The organism is Agreia sp. Leaf244, from assembly GCF_001422695.1.
Classification (GTDB): Bacteria; Actinomycetota; Actinomycetes; order Actinomycetales; family Microbacteriaceae; genus Agreia.
This window is the reverse complement of the sequence record NZ_LMLX01000001.1, coordinates 108239-126750: the sequence shown is the minus strand read 5'-3', so window position 1 is coordinate 126750 and position 18512 is coordinate 108239. Positions and strand designations below refer to the sequence as shown.

The 18512-nt window shown below is 69.0% G+C and carries 16 protein-coding genes and 1 tRNA gene; 16 read left to right on the top strand and 1 reads right to left on the bottom strand.

The features are described 5' to 3' along the window. The first annotated feature begins 388 nt into the window (after positions 1 to 388). The 5 genes from ASF06_RS00580 to ASF06_RS00560 all read left to right on the top strand — a co-directional run bounded on the left by ASF06_RS00580 (position 389) and on the right by ASF06_RS00560 (position 3913). On the top strand, positions 389 to 1489 hold the full coding sequence (locus tag ASF06_RS00580) for a TadA family conjugal transfer-associated ATPase (protein ID WP_082500593.1): 1101 nt from the start codon (positions 389 to 391) through the stop codon (positions 1487 to 1489). Further along, entirely contained in the window at positions 1489 to 2415 is a 927-nt protein-coding gene (locus ASF06_RS00575) for a type II secretion system F family protein (RefSeq protein WP_055942045.1), read from the top strand. Before ASF06_RS00580 ends, ASF06_RS00575 begins: the two co-directional genes overlap by 1 nt. Positions 2416 to 2514: 99 nt before the next feature. Further along, complete coding sequence (locus ASF06_RS00570; RefSeq protein WP_082500592.1) at positions 2515 to 2751, top strand: DUF4244 domain-containing protein; 237 nt, start codon at positions 2515 to 2517, stop codon at positions 2749 to 2751. A 14-nt stretch (positions 2752 to 2765) separates the two neighbouring features. Continuing rightward, positions 2766 to 3137, top strand: coding sequence for a TadE family type IV pilus minor pilin (locus tag ASF06_RS00565; protein ID WP_055942042.1), 372 nt, complete (start codon positions 2766 to 2768; stop codon positions 3135 to 3137). Further along, positions 3134 to 3913 (top strand): Rv3654c family TadE-like protein, encoded by a 780-nt coding sequence (locus ASF06_RS00560; RefSeq protein WP_162237664.1) that lies wholly within the window; start codon positions 3134 to 3136, stop codon positions 3911 to 3913. The genes ASF06_RS00565 and ASF06_RS00560 overlap by 4 nt, the downstream gene beginning before the upstream one ends. Before the next feature lie 11 nt (positions 3914 to 3924). Here ASF06_RS00560 and ASF06_RS00555 read toward each other — a convergent pair whose 3' ends face one another. Beyond that, the gene (locus ASF06_RS00555) at positions 3925 to 4167 is read right to left on the bottom strand and encodes a hypothetical protein (protein WP_055942037.1); all 243 of its coding nucleotides are present in this window, start codon (positions 4165 to 4167) and stop codon (positions 3925 to 3927) included. Between the two features lie 223 nt (positions 4168 to 4390). Between ASF06_RS00555 and topA the strand changes: the two genes are divergently transcribed. The 11 genes from topA (at position 4391) to ASF06_RS00500 (ending at position 18501) form a co-directional block, all read left to right on the top strand. Continuing rightward, positions 4391 to 7312, top strand: coding sequence for a type I DNA topoisomerase (gene topA / locus ASF06_RS00550; protein ID WP_055942034.1), 2922 nt, complete (start codon positions 4391 to 4393; stop codon positions 7310 to 7312). After that, positions 7309 to 7962, top strand: a complete 654-nt coding sequence (tmk, locus tag ASF06_RS00545) for a dTMP kinase (protein ID WP_055942032.1) — start codon at positions 7309 to 7311, stop codon at positions 7960 to 7962. Before topA ends, tmk begins: the two co-directional genes overlap by 4 nt. A gap of 34 nt (positions 7963 to 7996) precedes the next feature. Then, positions 7997 to 9154, top strand: a complete 1158-nt coding sequence (locus ASF06_RS00540; RefSeq protein WP_055923742.1) for a DNA polymerase III subunit delta' — start codon at positions 7997 to 7999, stop codon at positions 9152 to 9154. After that, complete coding sequence (locus ASF06_RS00535) at positions 9151 to 10728, top strand: alpha/beta hydrolase (protein WP_055942029.1); 1578 nt, start codon at positions 9151 to 9153, stop codon at positions 10726 to 10728. The genes ASF06_RS00540 and ASF06_RS00535 overlap by 4 nt, the downstream gene beginning before the upstream one ends. 2 nt (positions 10729 to 10730) lie before the next feature. Continuing rightward, positions 10731 to 11360 carry a TetR family transcriptional regulator gene (locus ASF06_RS00530; protein WP_055942027.1) on the top strand — a complete coding sequence of 210 codons (630 nt, stop codon included), beginning with the start codon at positions 10731 to 10733 and terminating at the stop codon, positions 11358 to 11360. Between the two features lie 74 nt (positions 11361 to 11434). Next, a tRNA-Thr gene (locus ASF06_RS00525) sits at positions 11435 to 11510 on the top strand. A 63-nt stretch (positions 11511 to 11573) separates the two neighbouring features. Further along, positions 11574 to 12560 (top strand): Gfo/Idh/MocA family protein, encoded by a 987-nt coding sequence (locus ASF06_RS00520; RefSeq protein ID WP_055942024.1) that lies wholly within the window; start codon positions 11574 to 11576, stop codon positions 12558 to 12560. 71 nt (positions 12561 to 12631) lie between these two features. Next, the gene (dacB, locus tag ASF06_RS00515) at positions 12632 to 14101 is read left to right on the top strand and encodes a D-alanyl-D-alanine carboxypeptidase/D-alanyl-D-alanine endopeptidase (protein ID WP_055942021.1); all 1470 of its coding nucleotides are present in this window, start codon (positions 12632 to 12634) and stop codon (positions 14099 to 14101) included. Between the two features lie 87 nt (positions 14102 to 14188). Continuing rightward, positions 14189 to 14782, top strand: coding sequence for an isochorismatase family protein (locus tag ASF06_RS00510; protein ID WP_055942018.1), 594 nt, complete (start codon positions 14189 to 14191; stop codon positions 14780 to 14782). A gap of 8 nt (positions 14783 to 14790) precedes the next feature. Then, positions 14791 to 17013: an MMPL family transporter gene (locus tag ASF06_RS00505; protein ID WP_200920279.1), complete on the top strand. Its 2223-nt coding sequence runs from the start codon at positions 14791 to 14793 to the stop codon at positions 17011 to 17013. A gap of 21 nt (positions 17014 to 17034) precedes the next feature. Next, on the top strand, positions 17035 to 18501 hold the full coding sequence (locus tag ASF06_RS00500; RefSeq protein WP_055942012.1) for an NAD-dependent succinate-semialdehyde dehydrogenase: 1467 nt from the start codon (positions 17035 to 17037) through the stop codon (positions 18499 to 18501). Positions 18502 to 18512: the final 11 nt, after the last annotated feature.

The window sequence follows — 18512 nt, the reverse complement described above, 5'->3', positions numbered from 1 at the left end:
TCGGTTCGCTCCTTTGCGACGGCTTCTGTCAGCTTAGTCAGCCCTGCACCCCGGGCGAGATGCTCCCGGGTTGCAACGTGTTGCCCGCGCCGCATGCCTGTGTTCTCGCGGTGCGCTGAGAAAAAGCTGAGGGAAGTTGCGGTTGTGTTTCGGGCGAGTAAACTCAATCCCACTGGAACTCGTTTTCAGATGCAACGCATATACGGATTCCCCCAATCCAGCGTTGCTACGGCGGCACCTTTTCCCCCCATTAGGTGCCGCCCCTTCTATTTAACGGCCATGCTTCGGGCCGTGCTTCTCCTCCTGCACAAGCGGGCGGCGCGTGATTCATCCACATCAGCGCTGCCGTCGGCGGAGCCTTCCTCCCGCCGCTCCTACGGTCGATTCCATGGCGCGCAGACAGACCACGGACATCGACCCAGACGAGGCAGCGCGCGAGCGCGAACCCTTCGTCGCGGCACCCGTGCTGAGCGCGCCTCGACCCGTGCCCGCATCGCCTCCCCCCGGTGCGGGCACGGGCTTCGATCCCGGCCCGCCCGGCCGAGCCGGCGCATCCGACTTCGGGCCGCTCGCCCGTTACGTGCGCGATCCCGCGGTGACCGACGTGTTCGTCAACGGGCCTGACGACCTGTGGGTCGACAGGGGAGCCGGCCTCGTGCGGCAGGCCGACTGGTCGTGCCCCGACGAGGCCAGGCTGCGCGAGCTCGCGGTGGCCATCGTCGCGCGGGGCGGTCGCCACATCGACGAGGCCACCCCGTGCGCCGATGTGCGGCTGCATGACGGCATCCGGGTGCACGCGGCGCTTCCCCCGATCGCCCCGAGGGGAACGCTGCTGTCCATCCGCATTCCGCCGCTCGACAGGCCGCGGCTCGACTCGCTGACGGCATCCGGGCTCTTCGGCGAGGGCGCCGAGGCCGAGAGCGCCCGCTCCTTCATCGACGACGCGGTCGCACGCCGCGTCAACCTGCTGATCACGGGCGCGGGCGGCAGCGGAAAGACGACGTTCCTGTCGGCTCTCCTGGCCTCCGCAGACCCGGGCGACCGCATCATCGCGGTCGAAGACGTCGCCGAGCTCCGCGTCGGGCATCCCCATTTCATTGCCCTCGAGACGCGCCAGCCGAACCTCGAGGGCGCCGGCGGCGTCGGCCTGGATCGCCTGCTGCGCGAGGCCCTGCGCATGCGGCCCGATCGGCTCGTTCTGGGCGAGTGCCGCGGCGGCGAGATCCGCGAACTGCTGGCGGCGCTCAACACGGGCCACGACGGCGGAGCCGGAACGCTGCACGCGAACTCCCTCGACGATGTGCCGGCCAGGCTCGAGGCGCTCGGCTCTCTCGCGGCGATGAGCCCTGAGACGGTGGCCAGGCAGGCCGTGAGCGCGATCGGTCTGGTGCTACACCTCGAGCGCCGCGGTGCGACGCGGCGTCTGGATGCCGTGGGCCGCTTCGGTCTCGATCCCGCGGGTCGCCTCCGGGTCGAGTCGGTCGGCTGATGGCCGACGATGCGCGCGCGGTCGAGGCCGTCGCTTCGGTCGTGCAGCGGCTCGCGGTCATGCTCGGGGCGGGCGTGGCGCCCGCGAACGCGTGGCGCTATCTGAGAGACGTCGACGGGTCGCCCGTCGTCGATGCCGTCACGGCGTCGATCGCGGCGGGCGCGTCGATCCCGGCGGCGATCGCGGCGGCTGCGACCGGTCCGAACGCCGACAGAACGGGTTCCGCCTGGAGGGCCGTCGCGGCGGCGTGGTTCGTCGCGAGCGAGAGCGGGGCTCCGCTCGCGGCCACCCTCAGGGAGATCGCCGACTCCCTGCGCCAGCTCGGACAGCTGCACCGCGACGTCGACGCAGCCCTCGCGGGCCCCCGGTCGACGGCTCGCTTCGTCGGTGTGATGCCCCTGCTCGGGCTGGTGTTCGGAGCGCTCCTGGGCTTCGACACGATCGGCGTTCTGTTCGGCACGACGGCGGGGCTCGTCTGCCTCGTCGCCGGCGCCGTGCTCTCGGTCACCGCCGCGCGGTGGACTACCCGCCTCGTCGCCCGGGCCCGGCCGCCTGAATCGTCGCCGGGCCTCACCGCCCAGCTGGTGGCCGTCGCCCTGGCCGGAGGCGGATCGCTCCTGCGTGCCCGCGAACTGGCGACCGAGGCGCACCGGGCGAACGCGCTCGGAGAACCCGACGATGCGGACCGCATCGATCGAGTGCTCGAGCTTTCCCGGGCCGCCGGGGTGCCGGCGGCAGAACTCCTGCAGAGCGAGGCGTTGCAGATCAGACGCGAGGCGACGAGCCGGGCGCAGGCCAAGGCGGCGACCCTCTCGACCACCCTCATGATTCCGCTCGGGGTGTGCGTGCTGCCCGCGTTCATGCTCCTGGGCGTCGCCCCGCTCATGATCGCGGTCTTCTCCTCCACCATGGTCGAACTCTCGTGATCGGCCACAGATCCCGCTCGCCCATCGATGAGGCATCCCCGCATCGGCGAGGCTGGGCGCATTCAGCAGCTCGTGCCGAGACCGAAAGAGAGAAAAGCGATGAGCGTCACCACACAGACCTCCCCTCGAAGAACACGATCGGCCGTGCGGGTCGGCCGCACCGTTCACGCCGTGCGGCTGCTCGGCGACGACGAGGGGGCCGCGACGGCGGAATACGTCATCGCCACCATGGCGGCTGTCGGTCTGGCCGGCCTGCTCGTCACGATCCTTCGTGGCGATGCCGTGAAGCAGATCCTCATGGATCTCGTCAGCACGGCCTTGAGCGTCGCGGGCTGAGAGGGGAAGGCGCGATGCGGCAGAGTCTCCGTCACAGGGTTCGCGGTCTTCGAGGCGACGACGGCAGCGTCACCCTGGAGTTCGTCACGGTGCTTCCGGCCGTGCTCGTCATCGTGGCCGCCCTGCTCGGGGGATTCCAGCTCATCGTGCAGCAGATGAGGGTCGCCGACGCCGCGTCGTCGGCGGCCCGGCTGCTCGGCAGGGGCGACGACGCCGGCGCTGCCGACACGGTCTCGAAACTCCTGGGAGGGCAGGCCGAGCTCTCGTCGCGCGTCGACGGGCGCTTCGTGTGCGCGACCGTCACGACGTCGGCGGGCTCCGGCCCATCGGTGATCGCCGCGATCCCGGTCGCGTCGACGACATGCGCACTCGGAGGAGGCCAATGACTCGCCGAGTGGCTCTTCATAAGGCGCATCTCCCTCGACGGCTCGCCGACGACGGGGGAGCGGGCGGAGTGCTCGCGCTCGCGATGGCCGCGGGTGTCCTGGCCTTCTCGGTTCTTGCGCTGACCCTCTTCTCGGTGCTGCCCGCCAAGGCTGCCGTTCACGCGGCCGCCGACTCGGCCGCCATCGCCGCGGCCGAGTCCGCCTCGCACTCGACGGCGGAGCGGTCATGCGCGATCGCGGCGGAAGCGGCATCCCTCAATGGCACGACGCTGCTGCGGTGCGATGTGAGCGATTCCGAGGCGACGGTGGCGGTCGGTCGTCCGATCCTCACGACGAGCTTCTCGGTCACAGCCCGCGCCGCCGTGCCCAGGGCGAAACCGACGGTGGCGAACGGCGCAATGCCGGCCGACGAGCTCGTGCCGGTCGTCTACCCGGGCGTCCGCGAGAGTCCACCCGTGCGCCTGAGATCCGATGTCGCCGCCGCCCTGCTGCGTCTTCTCGAGGCCTACCGCGCCGAGACAGGCGACTACCTGCCGGTCGACGAAGGGTACCGCGACCTCGCCGAGCAGCAGAGGGTGTTCGACCAGTACGGGTGGCCACGTGCCGCCATCCCCGGCACGTCGAACCATGGCGAGGGCACCGCCGTCGACTTCGTGAATCCGCCTGTCGTCCGGGGATCGCACCCGCACACGTGGCTGGCGGCCAACGCAGCGCAGTTCGGATTCGAGCCGCTCACCGACCCCGACGAGCCCTGGCACTGGGACTACACGGGGTGATGAGGCCTGCGTCAGCCCAGCCGGGCCTCGATGAACCGATAGTCCACCGCAGAGGGCAGGGCGGCGTTGCGACCTTCGCCGTTGTACTCCACGCCGCTGCTGCGCATATAGAGGTAGCGCTTGGCGCTGCCGGCCGGAATCTCGAGACGAGCGAGCGGCTCGCCCGCGTCCGTGAACTCCGTGCGCACGGTGCGCCCCTCGAGGGGCCCGTCCGTGAGTTTTGCGGTGTAGCTTCCGTATTCTGTCGATGCCATGGTGCATCCTCTCCTTTGAGGGTCGGCTTCCATCTTCCTCGCCGGAGCGATATCCGCAAGGGCTCCCCGCCTCTTCCCGAGCAACCGCACAATTAGGCAATCAGGGTAAAGAGGTGTGTATGGTGTGGCAGACGGGCCTGCAGTGCCCGACGAATCCCGCCGAAGACGCTTACCCGAGATTGTCGCGAGTGGTTCGAATCTCTATTTCCTGCTGAGGAGCACCGTGCCAGGCCCGAAAAAGCTCGTGATCGTCGAGTCCCCGACCAAGGTCAAGTCCATCGCCCAGTATCTCGGCGACGGCTTCGAGGTGCAGGCGTCCGTCGGTCACATCCGCGACCTCATCGAGCCCAAGAACCTGCCCGCCGAGCTGAAGACCGGCTCGCTCGGCAAGTTCTCCGTCGACGTCGAGAAGGGCTTCGCGCCCTACTACGTGGTCAGCGACGCCAAGAAGAAGACCGTCGCCGAGCTGAAGAAAGCCCTGGCCGGCGCCAGCGAGCTCTACCTCGCAACTGATGAAGACCGCGAGGGCGAGGCCATCGCGTGGCACCTCCTCGAGGTGCTGAAGCCCAAGGTTCCCGTGCACCGCATGGTGTTCCACGAGATCACCCGCGAGGCGATCGAGAAGGCGCGCGACAACACCCGCCAGATCGACGGCGCCCTCGTCGACGCGCAGGAGACCCGCCGCATCCTCGACCGTCTCTACGGCTACGAGGTCTCGCCGGTCCTCTGGCGCAAGATCGGTCCGGGCCTCTCCGCCGGCCGCGTGCAGTCGGCGGCGACACGGCTCGTCGTCGAGCGCGAGCGGGAGCGCCTGGCGTTCACGGCCGCCGGATACTGGGACCTCACCGCCCAGCTCTCGCCCGAACTCGAACAGCTGTCGACCTCGGAGGGCTTCGAGTCGCGGCTCGCCCGCGTCAACGGGGAACGCATCGCCTCTGGTCGAGACTTCGACGAGAACGGCAAGCTCAAGTCGAAGGCCGTCGCCCTCGATGAGGCCGGCGCCAAGGCGCTTGCGGCGGCCCTGGCCGCCCCCGGAGTGAACATCACCGTCGCGTCGGTCGATTCGAAGCCCTACACGCGTCGACCCGCCGCGCCCTTCACCACCTCCACGTTGCAGCAGGAGGCGTCGCGCAAGCTCCGCTTCTCGGCCCGGCAGACCATGAGCGTCGCCCAGTCGCTCTACGAGAACGGGTACATCACCTATATGCGAACCGACTCTCCGTCGTTGTCGCAGCAGGCGCTGAACGCCGCACGCTCGCAGGCCAAGTCGCTGTACGGCGCAGAGACCGTTCCCGACAAGCCGCGCCTCTACGCGGGCAAGGGCAAGAACGCGCAGGAAGCCCACGAGGCGATCCGGCCCGCCGGCGAGACGTTCCGCACGCCCACGCAGTTGTCGTCGACGCTGCGCGGCAACGACTTCAAGCTCTACGACCTCATCTGGAAGCGCACCGTCGCGTCGCAGATGGCCGACGCGAAAGGTGTGACGGCATCCGTCACCATCGCCGCGGGGCCGACCGCCGTCGAGGGCATGACCGAGCCCGCGCTCGCGGAATTCACGGCCAGCGGAACGGTCATCACCTTCCGTGGCTTCCTGCACGCCTACGAAGAGGGCCAAGACGAAGATCGCAATGGTCCGGCCGAGCCCGCCGAGGCCAAGCTGCCGCCGCTCAAAGAGGGCCAGCTGCTGCGCGCCGTGTCGGTCGACGCCGCGGGCCACGAGACCTCGCCGCCCCCGCGCTACACCGAGGCGAGCCTGGTGAAGACGCTCGACGAGCTGGGCATCGGACGCCCCTCCACCTATGCGTCGATCATCTCGACCATCATCGACCGGGGCTACGTCACGCCGCGAGGCCAGGCGCTCGTGCCGAGCTGGATCGCGTTCTCCGTCGTGCGCCTGCTCGAGGACTACTTCGGCGACCTCGTGAACTACGACTTCACGGCGACGCTCGAGAACGACCTCGACCGCATCGCCGGCGGAGAGGAAGACAGGGTCGACTGGCTCAACGGCTTCTACTTCGGCAACGAGGGCCACCGCGGCCTGCGCAACGTCATCGACAACCTCGGCGACATCGATGCGCGCACGGTCAACTCGGTCGTCATCGCGCCCGACATCACCCTCCGCATCGGCAAGTACGGCCCCTACCTCGAAGTGCGCGAAGAGGGCGCCGCAGAAGACGCGGTGCCCCGCCGCGTCAACATCCCCGCGGAGCTCGCCCCCGACGAACTGACCGAGGCCAAGGCCCGCGAACTCATCGATGCCCCCGTGGTCGTCGACCGTGTCATCGGCGTCAACCCCGAGACCGGCAAGAACGTCGTGGCGAAAGACGGACGATTCGGTCCCTACGTGACCGAGGTCGACCCCGAGCCGGAGACACCCGTCGAGGTCGCCGCAGCCGCCGAGCCGGCTCCGGTGGCGACCGCCGACGGAACGGCGAAGAAGGCCCCCGCCCGCAAGCCCGCGGCCAAGAAGAGCACAGCGCCCAAGCCGCGCACCGCCTCGCTGTTCAAGTCGATGGACCTGGCCACGATCGACATCGAGACGGCACTGCGCCTGCTCGACCTGCCGCGCGTCGTCGGCGACGACCCGGAGTCGGGCGAACCGATCACCGCCCAGAACGGCAAGTTCGGCCCCTACCTGAAGAAGGGTGCGGACACCCGCTCCATCACCAGTGAAGACATGATCTTCGAGATCGACCTGCCGGGCGCCCTCGAGCTGTTCGCCCAGCCGAAGTACGGGGCACGCCGTGCCTCGTCGGCCCTCAAGGAATTCGAGGCCGACCCCGAGAGCGGCAAGCCGATCCGAATCAAGGACGGCCGCTTCGGTGCCTACGTGACCGATGGCGTCACGAACGCGACCATCCCGAAGGGCGAGACCGTCGAGGAGGTCGACTTCGAACGGGCGGTGCAGCTGCTGGCGGACAAGCGCGCCAAGGGGCCGGCAGCCCCGCGCAAGACGGCCGCGAAGAAGGCACCCGCCAAGAAGGCTCCGGTGAAGAAGACCGTGGCCAAGAAGGCTCCGGTGAAGAAGGCCGCCGCGCCGATGGTCGCCGGCCAGACCGCGGAATCGACGACGGCCGCCAAGCCTGCCGTGCGCAAGACTCCTGTGAAGAAGGCCCCCGCGAAGAAGGCCGCGCCGACGACGTGACCTCGCCCGGACTCTTCATCACTCTCGAGGGCGGCGACGGCTCGGGAAAATCGACTCAGGCGGCGCTTCTCGAGGCGTGGCTCGTGGGTGAGCACCGCACCGTGGTGCGAACCCGCGAACCGGGCGGCACCGATTTCGGCACCGAGGTGCGCGAGATCGTGCTGCACAGCCGCGGAGACATCAGTCCCCGAGCCGAAGCGCTCCTCTACGCGGCCGATCGAGCGCACCACATCAGCACCAAGGTGCGACCGGCGCTCGACCGCGGCGACGTCGTCATCCAGGACAGGTACCTCGACTCGTCGGTCGCCTACCAGGGTGCAGGTCGCGTGCTCGACTCAGCCGAGATCAGGCGCCTGTCGCTCTGGGCGGCCGAGGGGCTGCTTCCCGACCTCACGATTCTGCTCGACCTCGACGAGACCGAGGCGCGCCGCCGACTCGACGGGGCGCGCACCCGATTCGACCGACTCGAGAACGAGAAGAGCGAGTTCCACGCCAGGGTGCGGGCGGCGTTCCTCGATCTCGCGGCCAAGGAGCCCGATCGATTCCTCGTGCTCGACGCGTCGCTGCCTGCCGAGACTCTCGCCGCCCGCATCCGAGGTGTCGTCGAGCCGCTGCTGTCCCGGCATCCTGCGGGAACGGACGCATCCTGAGGGCTGTGTCGCCGGCGGCGGGTAGGTTGTCGGTATGACCGTGTGGGACGACTTGACAGGCCAGGACGATGCGATCGCCATCTTCCGGGCCGCCGCAGATCCCGCGAACTCGGGTGACGCCATGACCCACTCCTGGCTCATCACCGGCCCTCCTGGGTCAGGTCGCTCGAACCTCGCCTACGCCTTCGCTGCCGCGCTGCTCAGCCGGCACGGCGCCGACGGAGACCCGGCCACCACCCGCCAGGTCGATGCGCGCACGCATCCCGACCTGGCCGTGCTCACGACCGAGCGCGTCATCATCTCGATCGACGAGGTGCGCAAGCTCGTCTCGAGCTCCCAGTTCTCTCCATCGGTCGGTCGCTACAGGGTCATGGTCATCGAAGACGCAGACCGCATGGTCGAACGCACGAGCAACGTGCTCCTGAAGGCTCTCGAGGAGCCACCCGAGCGAACCGTGTGGATCCTCTGCGCGCCCAGCGAGGCCGACCTCATCCCCACCATCCGGTCGCGGGTGCGCTCGGTGCGCCTTCGCGTGCCGCGGGTCGACGAGGTCGCCGCCCTCATCCAGAGGCGCGACGGGGTCGATGCGCACACCGCAGAGCGCGCCGCGCGCGAGGCGCAGAGCCACATCGGCATGGCGCACCGGCTGGCCACGAACGACGAGGCGCGCGCCCGGCGCGACGAGACCCTGAGTCTGGCACTCGGCATCCAGAACGTGCCGCAGGCCGTGGTGGCCGCGGCCCGGCTCATGGAGATCGCCGGCGACGACGCCAAGGCGATCACGCTCGAGCGAGACGCCGAAGAACGCGAGAGCACCCTGAGGTCGATGGGGGTCGAGGCGGGCCAGGCCGTTCCGCCCGCCCTGCGCTCGCAGATCAAGACCCTCGAAGACGACCAGAAGCGGCGGGCGACCCGCAGCCTGCGCGACGGGCTCGACCGCATCCTCGTCGACCTGATGTCGCTCTACCGCGACATCCTGCTCGTTCAGCTGCAGTCCGAGCTTCCGACCATCAACTCCGCCATCCAGTCGCGTCTCGACGAGGTCGCGGCCGCCAGCGATCCCGCCGACACCCTCGCGGTGCTCGACGCGTTCGCCGTGGCGCGCCGGCGCATCTCCGCCAACGTCGCCCCCGCGCTCGCACTCGAGGCCGCACTCATCACCACGACCCGCCAACGAAGGACAACCCCGTGACAGCCCACACTCCGCGCCGCAGGCGACGGTCCGTCTCTCTCGCCGTGGCCGCGCTCGCGGTGACCGTTCTCGTCTCGGGGTGCTCGACCTGGTTCGTCGATCGCTCGTCGTCGGGTGGCAGCGACAGGCCGGTCGCCGAGTCGACTCCCGCCGCCGAAGACGTCGAAGCCGAGCTCCGGCCGTTCTACGACCAGGTGCTCAGCTGGACAGACTGCGGAGGCGGGTTCCAGTGTGCAGAGGCCACCGCCCCGCTCGACTGGCAGAGCCCGTCGACCTCCGAGATCAAACTGGCGCTCGTCAAGCATCCGGCCAGCGGTCCGGGGGAGCGACTCGGCTCCCTTCTCGTCAACCCCGGCGGCCCGGGCGGCTCCGGCTACGACTTCGTGAAAGACAGCCTCGGTTTCGCGGTGAGCGACACCCTGCAGGCGCAATACGACGTGGTCGGATTCGATCCTCGCGGTGTCGGGCGCTCCTCGGCCATCAGCTGCCTCACCGACTCCGAGATGGACTCCTATCTCTACGACGTGCTGCCCGGCGAGCGGGGCTCTCAGCAGTGGCTCGACGCCTACACCGCCTCGTCCACGCAGTTCGCCGCCTCGTGCGAGAAGAACAGCCCCGAGCTGCTCGGGCACGTTGACACCGTCAGTGCGGCCCGCGACCTCGACCTGCTCCGCGCCACCCTCGGCGACAGCAAACTCAACTACCTCGGCTACTCCTACGGAACGTTCCTCGGCTCGACCTACGCCGATCTCTACCCGCAGAAGGTCGGCAGGCTCGTGCTCGACGGAGCCCTCGACCCGACGTCGAGCAACTTCGATGTGAGCGTGGGGCAGGCCGTCGGTTTCGAGAACGCGATGAAGGCCTACATGGCCGACTGCCTCACGAAGTCCTCCTGCCCGTTCGACGGGTCCGTCGACGACGGTATGGCGAAGATCGGCGATCTCCTAGCGCAGGTCGACGCCAGCCCGATTCGTGCCGGCGACGGGCGGCAGCTCGGATCGTCGAGCCTGCTCACCGCCATCATCTACCCGCTCTACGACGCCACCGCATGGGACTACCTGAGCGACATGTTCTCCGACGTCATGGCGGGCAACGCCGATTACGCCATGCAGTTCGCCGACGGCTACAACGGACGCAACCCCGACGGCACGTACTCCGACAACTCGACCGAGGCCTTCACGGCGATCAACTGCCTCGACTACCAGTACACGAACGACCCGGCCGTCGTGCAGAAGCAGAACGCCGACCTCGTCGCGGCCGCTCCCACCATCGGGCCATGGTGGAGCTACGGCGACATCTCGTGCGACGTCTGGCCCGACAAGTCCACCCGCACCCCTCACGCCGTGACGGCGCAGGGCGCCGCGCCGATCATCGTCGTGGGCACCACAGGCGACCCGGCCACACCCTATGCCTGGGCAGAGGGCCTCGCAGGTCAGCTGTCGAGCGGCCAGCTGGTCACGTTCGTCGGTGAGGGGCACACGGCCTACGGCTCGTCGAGCTGCGTGAAGGGGGTCGTCGACGCGTACTTCATCAGTGGCACCGTGCCGGCGTCCGATCCGCGGTGCACGAGCTGACGATGACCGAGACAGCCCAGGCCGAGGGCGTGGGGCTTCGTGAACGCAAGAGGCGGGCCACGAGTCGCACGATCCAGTTCACCGTTCTCGAACTGGCGGTGGAGCGCGGCCTCGACCAGGTGACGGTCGAGGAGATCAGCCGCGTCGCGAACATCTCGCCTCGCACCTTCTTCAACTACTTTCCCTCGAAAGAGGCGGCGATGGTCGGAGACAACCCGCTCGAGCTGCCGCCGGGCCTGATCGATTCGTTCGTCGACGGCTCCGCCGGGGCAGACCTCGTCGACAGCCTGCTCGACCTCATGCAGCATATGGCGCTCATCGCAACGGGAGACCGCGAGCTGCACCAGCTGCGCCGTCAGGTTCTGCGCAGCTATCCCGAGCTGTTCATCATCAAGGTCGCCGGCATGCACAGCTTCGAGACCGTGCTGGCCGAGGCCGTCGAGCGACGACTCGATGCCGAAGGCGAGGGCCAGGATGCGATCGGCTCGCGCCTCGCGCAGGCCCGGCTCACGGCCCTGGTCGCCATCGCCGCCCTCCGACACGCTGTCACCTCGTGGGCAGAGGGGGCCGACGACGAGTCTCTCTCGGAGAAGCTCACCGAGTCGTTCTCCCTGCTGCGACGGGTGCTCTGATCCGTGTCGGCAAACACCGCGAACATCGGCTAGGATTTGTTGCTGTGCCATTCGCTGTGAAAAGCGATGGCCAGGCCGCCTTAGCTCAGTCGGTAGAGCGATTCACTCGTAATGAATAGGTCATCAGTTCGATTCTGATAGGCGGCCCCATCCTGAGAAGGCCCGGAACCTCCGGGTCTTCTCGCGTTAAGTGCCCGACTTCGAAGGAGAATCGTGTCCACTGAATTCCGCTGGGGAATCCTCGGCACCGGCTGGATCGCCGAGATGTTCGTCACCGATCTGCGAGCCACGGGCATCGAGGTCACTGCTGTGGGGTCGCGCAGCCAGCAATCGGCGGATGCGTTCGGCTCGCGCTTCGACATCGCCTCGCGTCACGCGAGCTATGAGGCCCTGGTAGCAGACCCCGAGGTCGACGCCGTCTACGTCGCGACGCCGCATCCAATGCACGCGGCCAACGCGCTCCTCGCGATCGCGGCAGGCAAGCACGTGCTGGTCGAGAAGCCGTTCACCCTCAACGCGGCCGAAGCGGCCGAGGTCGCAGAGGCCGCGCGTCGCGCCGGAGTGGTCGTGATCGAGGCCATGTGGACCAGGTTCCTGCCGTCGATGGTGCGCATCCGCGACATCATCGCCGCCGGCACGCTGGGCGAGGTGCGAACGCTCATCGCCGACCACGACCAGTTGCTGCCGTCCGACCCGGAGCACCGCATCAACAACCCCGCCCTGGGCGGCGGCGCCCTGCTCGACCTGGGCGTCTACCCGGTCTCGTTCGCGGTCGACCTGTTCGGCGCTCCGGTTGCGGTCACCGCGAAGGGCGACAAGACGGCCACAGGAGTCGACCGACAGGTGGCGCTGATCCTCGAGCACGACGGCGGTGCGACCTCCGTGCTGCACACCGCGCTCGACACGCAGGGAGCCAACACGGCCACCATCGTCGGAACCGAGGGACGTATCGAGATCGACTCGGTCTGGTACGAGCAGACGAGCTTCACCGTCTACGCGGGCAAGGGCAGCGAGGTCGTCGAGCGCTACGACGAGACCGTCGTCTCGCGCGGCATGCAGTTCCAGGCGTGGGAGCTCGAGCGCGTGGTCGCGGAGGGGCGCGGCGAGAGCGAGCTGCTTCCGCTCGACGAGAGCGTCGCGGTCATGGCCGTTCTCGACGAGGCGCGGCGCCAGGTCGGCGTCGTCTACCCGGGCGAGTAGCACCGCCCGACCAGCACCGCCCGACCAGCACCGCCCGACCGGGCTCCTCCGGCCCGGGTTAGCATGGAACGATGTCCGAGACTCCTGCAACGACGCCGCGCGTCACCCCGCTGAGCGGTCTCGTGGGTCGCGCCCGTCGGCATCCGAGGGTTTTCGCGATCACCGCCGCAGCAGCCGCACTGATCGTGCTCGGCGGCGGCGGGCTCCTGGCCGGGGCGGCCGTTGGCGCGCCCGAAGCCGATGTCGCGGCCCGCGTCGCGCCACTTCCCAGCGCCAGCACGTCCAGTTCCGCCACCGCGACATCGACGCCGACGCCCACCCCGACGCCGACGGCGCGCCCTGTGCCCGCCGCCGTGCCAGCCGCCCAACCGGTGCGCACCTGCTCGATCGCGGAGGCGGCATCCGATTCGCGCCTCGGCACGTTCTCGGGCAGCGTGCGCAACGCGACCACCGGCGAGATCCTCTACGACCACGCCGGAGGAACATACTCCCGCACGGCCAGCGTCATGAAGGTGCTCACCAGTGCGGCGGCCCTGGCCGTGCTCGGCCCCGACTATCGGGCGAGCACCACCGTCGTCGCCGGAACGGATCCCGGCCAGGTCGTGCTGGTCGGCGGCGGAGACATCACCCTCGCCAGCGGCTCGTCGAACATCTACCCCGGCTCGGCCAGCATGCTCGACCTCGCGGCGCAGGTGAACGCCTCGCTGGGCGGTGCGCCGGTCACCTCGATCGTGCTCGATTCCTCCGCGTTCTCGGGCGACGCGTGGCAGCCCTCCTGGAACCGGAAAGAACTCTTCGACGGCTGGTCGAGCGAGGTGACCGCGCTGCAGGTCGATGGCGACCGGGACGACCCGTCGAGCAGCCAGTCGGCCCGCAGTGAAGACCCGATCGGGCGCGCGGGCGCGGCGTTCGCGAGTGCCCTCGGCGCGACGGGCGCATCGATCAGCCAGGGCGTGGCGCCGGCGGGCACGGCGACGCTCGGCCAGGTGCAGTCGGCGCCGGTGTCGACGATGGTGCAGGACGCGCTCCTGCGATCCGACAACACCGAGGCCGAGATGCTGGCCCGCCTCACAGCCGTCGCGCAGGGCTCGGGCAACTCCTTCTCCTCGCTCGCCGCGTCCACGCCCGCGGCGCTCGCGAGCTACGGCCTCGACACCGCCGGGCTCGTCATCGTCGACGGCTCGGGCCTCTCCGACGACAACGGGGTATCGCCCAACTTCCTGACCGCGCTGTTCGCGAAGATCGCCGCCAGGGAGGGCAACCTCGGCATCATCGCCGATGGACTGCCCGTGGCGGGCGAGAGCGGCACCCTGGCCGGTCGCTTCACCGGGTCGAATTCGAATGCCGCTGGTCGCGTGATCGCGAAGACCGGGTGGATAGACACCGGCTACACCCTGTCGGGCATCATCACCGCGGCAGACGGGTCGATCCTGACCTTCGCCTTCTTCGCGCTCGACAACGTGTCGGACAGCTCGAAGCAGGCTCTCGACACGGTGACGGCCGCGGCCTATCGTTGCGGGAATAACCTGTCGAATCAGTGACCCGCGTGTGCTCTAGACTCAATTGGTAAGCCGGCTGACTAATTCGATCGGCTGAGACCGGTAGCCAGTGAGAGAGAGTGAGACGGCATGGGCCGCGCGCTGTTCATCATCGACGTGCAGAACGACTTCACCGAGGGCGGCGCCCTGGGCGTCGAAGGCGGCGAGGCCGTAGCAGCCGGGGTCTCGGACCTGCTTGCCGCGCATCGCGGCGCCTACGACATGGTCTTCGCCTCGCGCGACTGGCACGACGCCGACAACGACAACGGCGGACATTTCGCCACGGCCGAGGCACCTGACTTCGTCGACAGCTGGCCCGTGCACTGCGTCGCCGGAACGTTCGGCGCCGAGTACCACGACGACCTCACGACCAAGTCGATCGACTTCCACATCCGCAAGGGCCAGGGCAAGCCGGCCTACTCGATCTTCGAGGGGACAGCGGAGGAGGGCGGATCGGTCGTCGAACTGCTCGACGCCCACGGCATCACCCAGATCGACATCGCCGGTCTCGCGACGGACTACTGCGTGCGCGCCTCCGCGCTCGACGCGCTGGAGCATGGACGCGACGTGCGTATCATCACCGACCTGGTGGCCGGCGTCGCGCCCGAGTCGAGCCGCGAGGCTCTGGCGGAGATGGCCCGCGCCGGCGCCGACCTCGTGCTCGCCGCGCAAGTCGAAGGCTAGCCGTGCGCGTGCCCCGGTGGCTGAGGATCCTCCTCCCCGCCGTTCTGATTCTCGTGTGGCTGACCGCCGCGTCGATCGGTGGCCCGTACTTCGGCCGTATCGACGAGGTCTCGAGCAATGACCAGACCTCTTTCCTGCCCGCCAGCGCCGACGCGACCAAGGTGAGCGCGCTGCAGAAGCAGTTCACCGACTCCGACGCCATCCCCGCGATCATCGTGTTCCGCACCGACGACGGGGCCGAGCTCACCGACGAGCAGCGCACGGGCATCCAGAACCAGATCGACGGGATCGCGACCGTGTCAGGGGTCGCCGACGACATCTCGCCGGCGATTCCGTCGGAAGACGGGCAGGCCGTCGAGGTCTTCGTGCCCATCGATGCCTCGGGCGAGGTGGGCGACACCGTCGACTCGATGCGCTCCTATCTGCTGCGCGAGGGCTCGATCGAGGGCGTGACCGCCTTCGTCACCGGGCCGGCGGGCTTCACCGCCGACATCGGCGACGCGTTCGCGGGGATCGACGGCATCCTGCTGCTGACCGCCCTCGGCGCCGTCTTCATCATCCTCTTCATCGTCTACAGGTCGCCTCTGCTGCCGTTCCTGGTGCTGGGCACCTCGCTCTTCGCGCTGACGACGAGCCTGCTCACGGTCTGGTGGCTCGCGAAAGCGGACATCTTCACGCTGAACGGCCAGGTGCAGGGCATCCTGTTCATCCTTGTGATCGGCGCCGCCACCGACTATTCGCTGCTCTACGTCTCGCGCTACAAGGAGGCGCTGCGCACCCACGAGAAGCGGTGGGATGCGACGTGGGCGGCCCTGCGCGTGTCGCTCGAGCCTATTCTCGCGTCGGGCGGAACGGTCATCGCGGGTCTCCTCTGCCTGCTCTTCTCCGACCTCAACTCGAACAAGGCGCTCGGCCCCGTCTCGGCCGTGGGTGTCGCCTTCAGCGTGCTCGCGTCGCTCACGCTGCTTCCGGCCCTGCTGCTGGCCTGCGGCCGTGCGTCGTTCTGGCCGCTGCGTCCGAAGTACACGGCACCGGATGGGGCGGCGCCGCGCGCAGGGGCAGAGCACACCCGCCACGGTTTCGGCCCGCACAAGGCCGCCCATGGCGCGCCCAAGGGCTTCTGGGCGAGGCTCGAGGCCTTCATTGCTTGGCGGCCCAGAACTATCTGGATCGTCACCACGGTCGTGCTGCTCGCGGCTGGAACTGGAGTGCTGCAGCTCCAGGCCAGCGGCGTTCCCCAGAGCGATCTCATCCTCGGCCAGTCCGAGGCGCGCGATGGTCAGGAGGCCCTCGGTGAGCACTTCCCTGGCGGTTCGGGAAGCCCGGCGCTGATCGTCGCGCCCGAGGCCGACCTGGCCGACGTCGCATCCACCGTTCTCTCGACCGACGGGGTGACCTCGCTCACGGTCACCAGCGCGAACTCGCCCTCGGGGTCTGCCGTCGTCGACGCCGAGGGGTCGCTGTCGGCCCCGGGTGGCGCGCAGACGCTCATCGCCGTGGCGCCGACGGTCGTCGACGGCGACGTGCTGCTGCAGGCGACTCTCTCCGACGCGGCCGATTCCGATGCCGCGAAGGACACGGTGCGCGAGCTGCGGTCGGCGCTGGCCGACACGACGTCCGGCGCACTCGTCGGAGGAGTCACGGCCACCGCCATCGACTCGGACACGGCCAGCGTGCACGACCGCAACACGATCATCCCCATCGTGCTCGTGGTCATCCTGCTCATCCTGATGCTGCTGCTGAGGTCGATCCTGGCTCCGGTGCTGCTGGTGCTCAGCGTGGTCGTCTCGTTCGCGGCTGCACTCGGTGTCTCCGCGCTCGTCTTCAAATATCTCTTCCAGTTCCCCGGCGCCGACCCCTCGGTGCCCCTTTTCGGATTCGTCTTCCTCGTGGCGCTGGGCATCGACTACAACATCTTCTTGATGACCCGCGTGCGGGAGGAGTCGATCGCGCACGGAACTCGCGCCGGCATCCTGCGGGGGCTCACGGTGACCGGAGGGGTCATCACCTCGGCGGGAATCGTGCTGGCCGCGACGTTCTCGGCGCTCGGGGTCATTCCCGTGCTCTTCCTGGCCCAGATCGCCTTCATCGTGGCCTTCGGCGTGCTGCTCGACACACTGCTCGTGAGGTCGCTGCTGGTGCCTGCGCTGGCCTACGACCTGGGCCGGGTCATCTGGTGGCCGAGTAAGCTGGCGAAGGCGCCGCAGGGCGTCGACACACCATCTCGCTAGAGCTCAGCAGTACGGAGAATCATGACAACGACGTCCGAATCCTCGCTTCTCGCCTCGGTGCCGAACCAGCTCTACATCGGTGGGCGCTGGGTCGACGCCGAGGGCGGTCGCACCATCGACGTCGACGACCCGGCGACGGGCGAGACGATCCGCACGATCGCCGATGCCGGCCCGGCCGACGGCATCCGGGCCCTGGATGCCGCTGTCGCGGCCCAGGCCGAGTGGGCGGCCACGGCTCCGCGGGTGCGCGGTGAGATCCTGCGCCGGGCATTCGACATGCTGCAGGAGCGCAAGGCGGAGTTCGCCCTGCTGATGACCCTCGAGATGGGCAAGCCGCTGGCCGAGGCCGCCGGAGAGGTCGCCTACGGGGGAGAGTTCCTGCGCTGGTTCAGCGAAGAGGCGGTGCGCATCTCGGGTCGTTACGGGCAGAACCCCGAGGGCACGGGAACGATGGTCGTGTCGCAGCGACCCGTGGGCCCCTGCTTCCTGATCACCCCCTGGAACTTCCCGCTCGCCATGGCGACACGCAAGATCGCGCCGGCCCTCGCGGCAGGTTGCACGGTGGTGGTCAAGCCGGCCGAGCTCACGCCCCTCACGACGCTCTTCTTCGCGAAGCTGCTCGAAGACGCGGGCCTGCCCTCCGGCGTGCTCAACGTGATCACCACGTCGACGTCGGGCGAGGTCTCGGAACCGATCATCAGCGATCCTCGGCTGCGCAAGCTCAGCTTCACGGGGTCAACGGGGGTCGGTCAGAAGCTCATCGCCCAGTCGGCCGCCAACGTGCTGCGCACCTCGATGGAGCTCGGAGGCAACGCCCCGTTCGTGGTCTTCGACGACGCCGACCTCGACAAGGCCGTCGACGGGGCGATGCTCGCGAAGTTCCGCAACATCGGCCAGGCGTGCACGGCTGCCAACCGCTTCATCGTGCACTCCGCGGTCGCTGACGAGTTCGCCCGGCGCATCGCCGACCGCGTGAAGGCCCTCTCGATCGGGCGCGGCACCGAGCAGGGAGTCGACATCGGCCCGCTCATCAACGACAAGGCCGTCGACAAGGCCGACTCCCTGGTGCAGGACGCCGTCTCACGGGGCGCCGAGCTGGTCACCGGCGGCAAGCGCGTCGACGGCCCCGGCAGCTTCTACGAGCCCACCGTCGTCTCCGGGGTCGCAGCCGGCAGCGACATCCTGCGCGAGGAGATCTTCGGCCCCGTCGTGTCGATCGTGACCTTCGACGACGAGGACGAGGGCGTGCGGCTCGCCAACGACACCCAGTACGGTCTCGTGAGCTACGTCTTCACCGCCGACCTGGCCCGCGGCCAGCGCATGATCGAGCGCCTCGAGACCGGCATGATGGGCCTCAACGTGGGCGTCGTGTCGAACGCGGCGGCGCCCTTCGGCGGGGTCAAGCAGTCGGGCCTCGGCCGCGAGGGCGGGCTCGAGGGAATCCACGAGTACCTGTCGACGAAGTACACGCTCATCCCGAACGCGTAGATTCCCGTTCC

Bases quoted from the DNA above. Each gene is read 5' to 3' on its own strand.
- ASF06_RS00500 (WP_055942012.1), top strand. From the start codon at position 17,035: ATGACAACGACGTCCGAATCCTCGCTTCTCGCCTCGGTGCCGAACCAG.
- ASF06_RS00570 (WP_082500592.1), top strand. From the start codon at position 2,515: ATGAGCGTCACCACACAGACCTCCCCTCGAAGAACACGATCGGCCGTG.
- dacB (WP_055942021.1), top strand. From the start codon at position 12,632: ATGTCCGAGACTCCTGCAACGACGCCGCGCGTCACCCCGCTGAGCGGT.
- ASF06_RS00575 (WP_055942045.1), top strand. From the start codon at position 1,489: ATGGCCGACGATGCGCGCGCGGTCGAGGCCGTCGCTTCGGTCGTGCAG.
- ASF06_RS00555 (WP_055942037.1), bottom strand. From the start codon at position 4,167: ATGGCATCGACAGAATACGGAAGCTACACCGCAAAACTCACGGACGGG.
- ASF06_RS00565 (WP_055942042.1), top strand. From the start codon at position 2,766: ATGCGGCAGAGTCTCCGTCACAGGGTTCGCGGTCTTCGAGGCGACGAC.
- ASF06_RS00530 (WP_055942027.1), top strand. From the start codon at position 10,731: ATGACCGAGACAGCCCAGGCCGAGGGCGTGGGGCTTCGTGAACGCAAG.
- ASF06_RS00580 (WP_082500593.1), top strand. From the start codon at position 389: ATGGCGCGCAGACAGACCACGGACATCGACCCAGACGAGGCAGCGCGC.
- ASF06_RS00540 (WP_055923742.1), top strand. From the start codon at position 7,997: ATGACCGTGTGGGACGACTTGACAGGCCAGGACGATGCGATCGCCATC.
- ASF06_RS00560 (WP_162237664.1), top strand. From the start codon at position 3,134: ATGACTCGCCGAGTGGCTCTTCATAAGGCGCATCTCCCTCGACGGCTC.
- ASF06_RS00510 (WP_055942018.1), top strand. From the start codon at position 14,189: ATGGGCCGCGCGCTGTTCATCATCGACGTGCAGAACGACTTCACCGAG.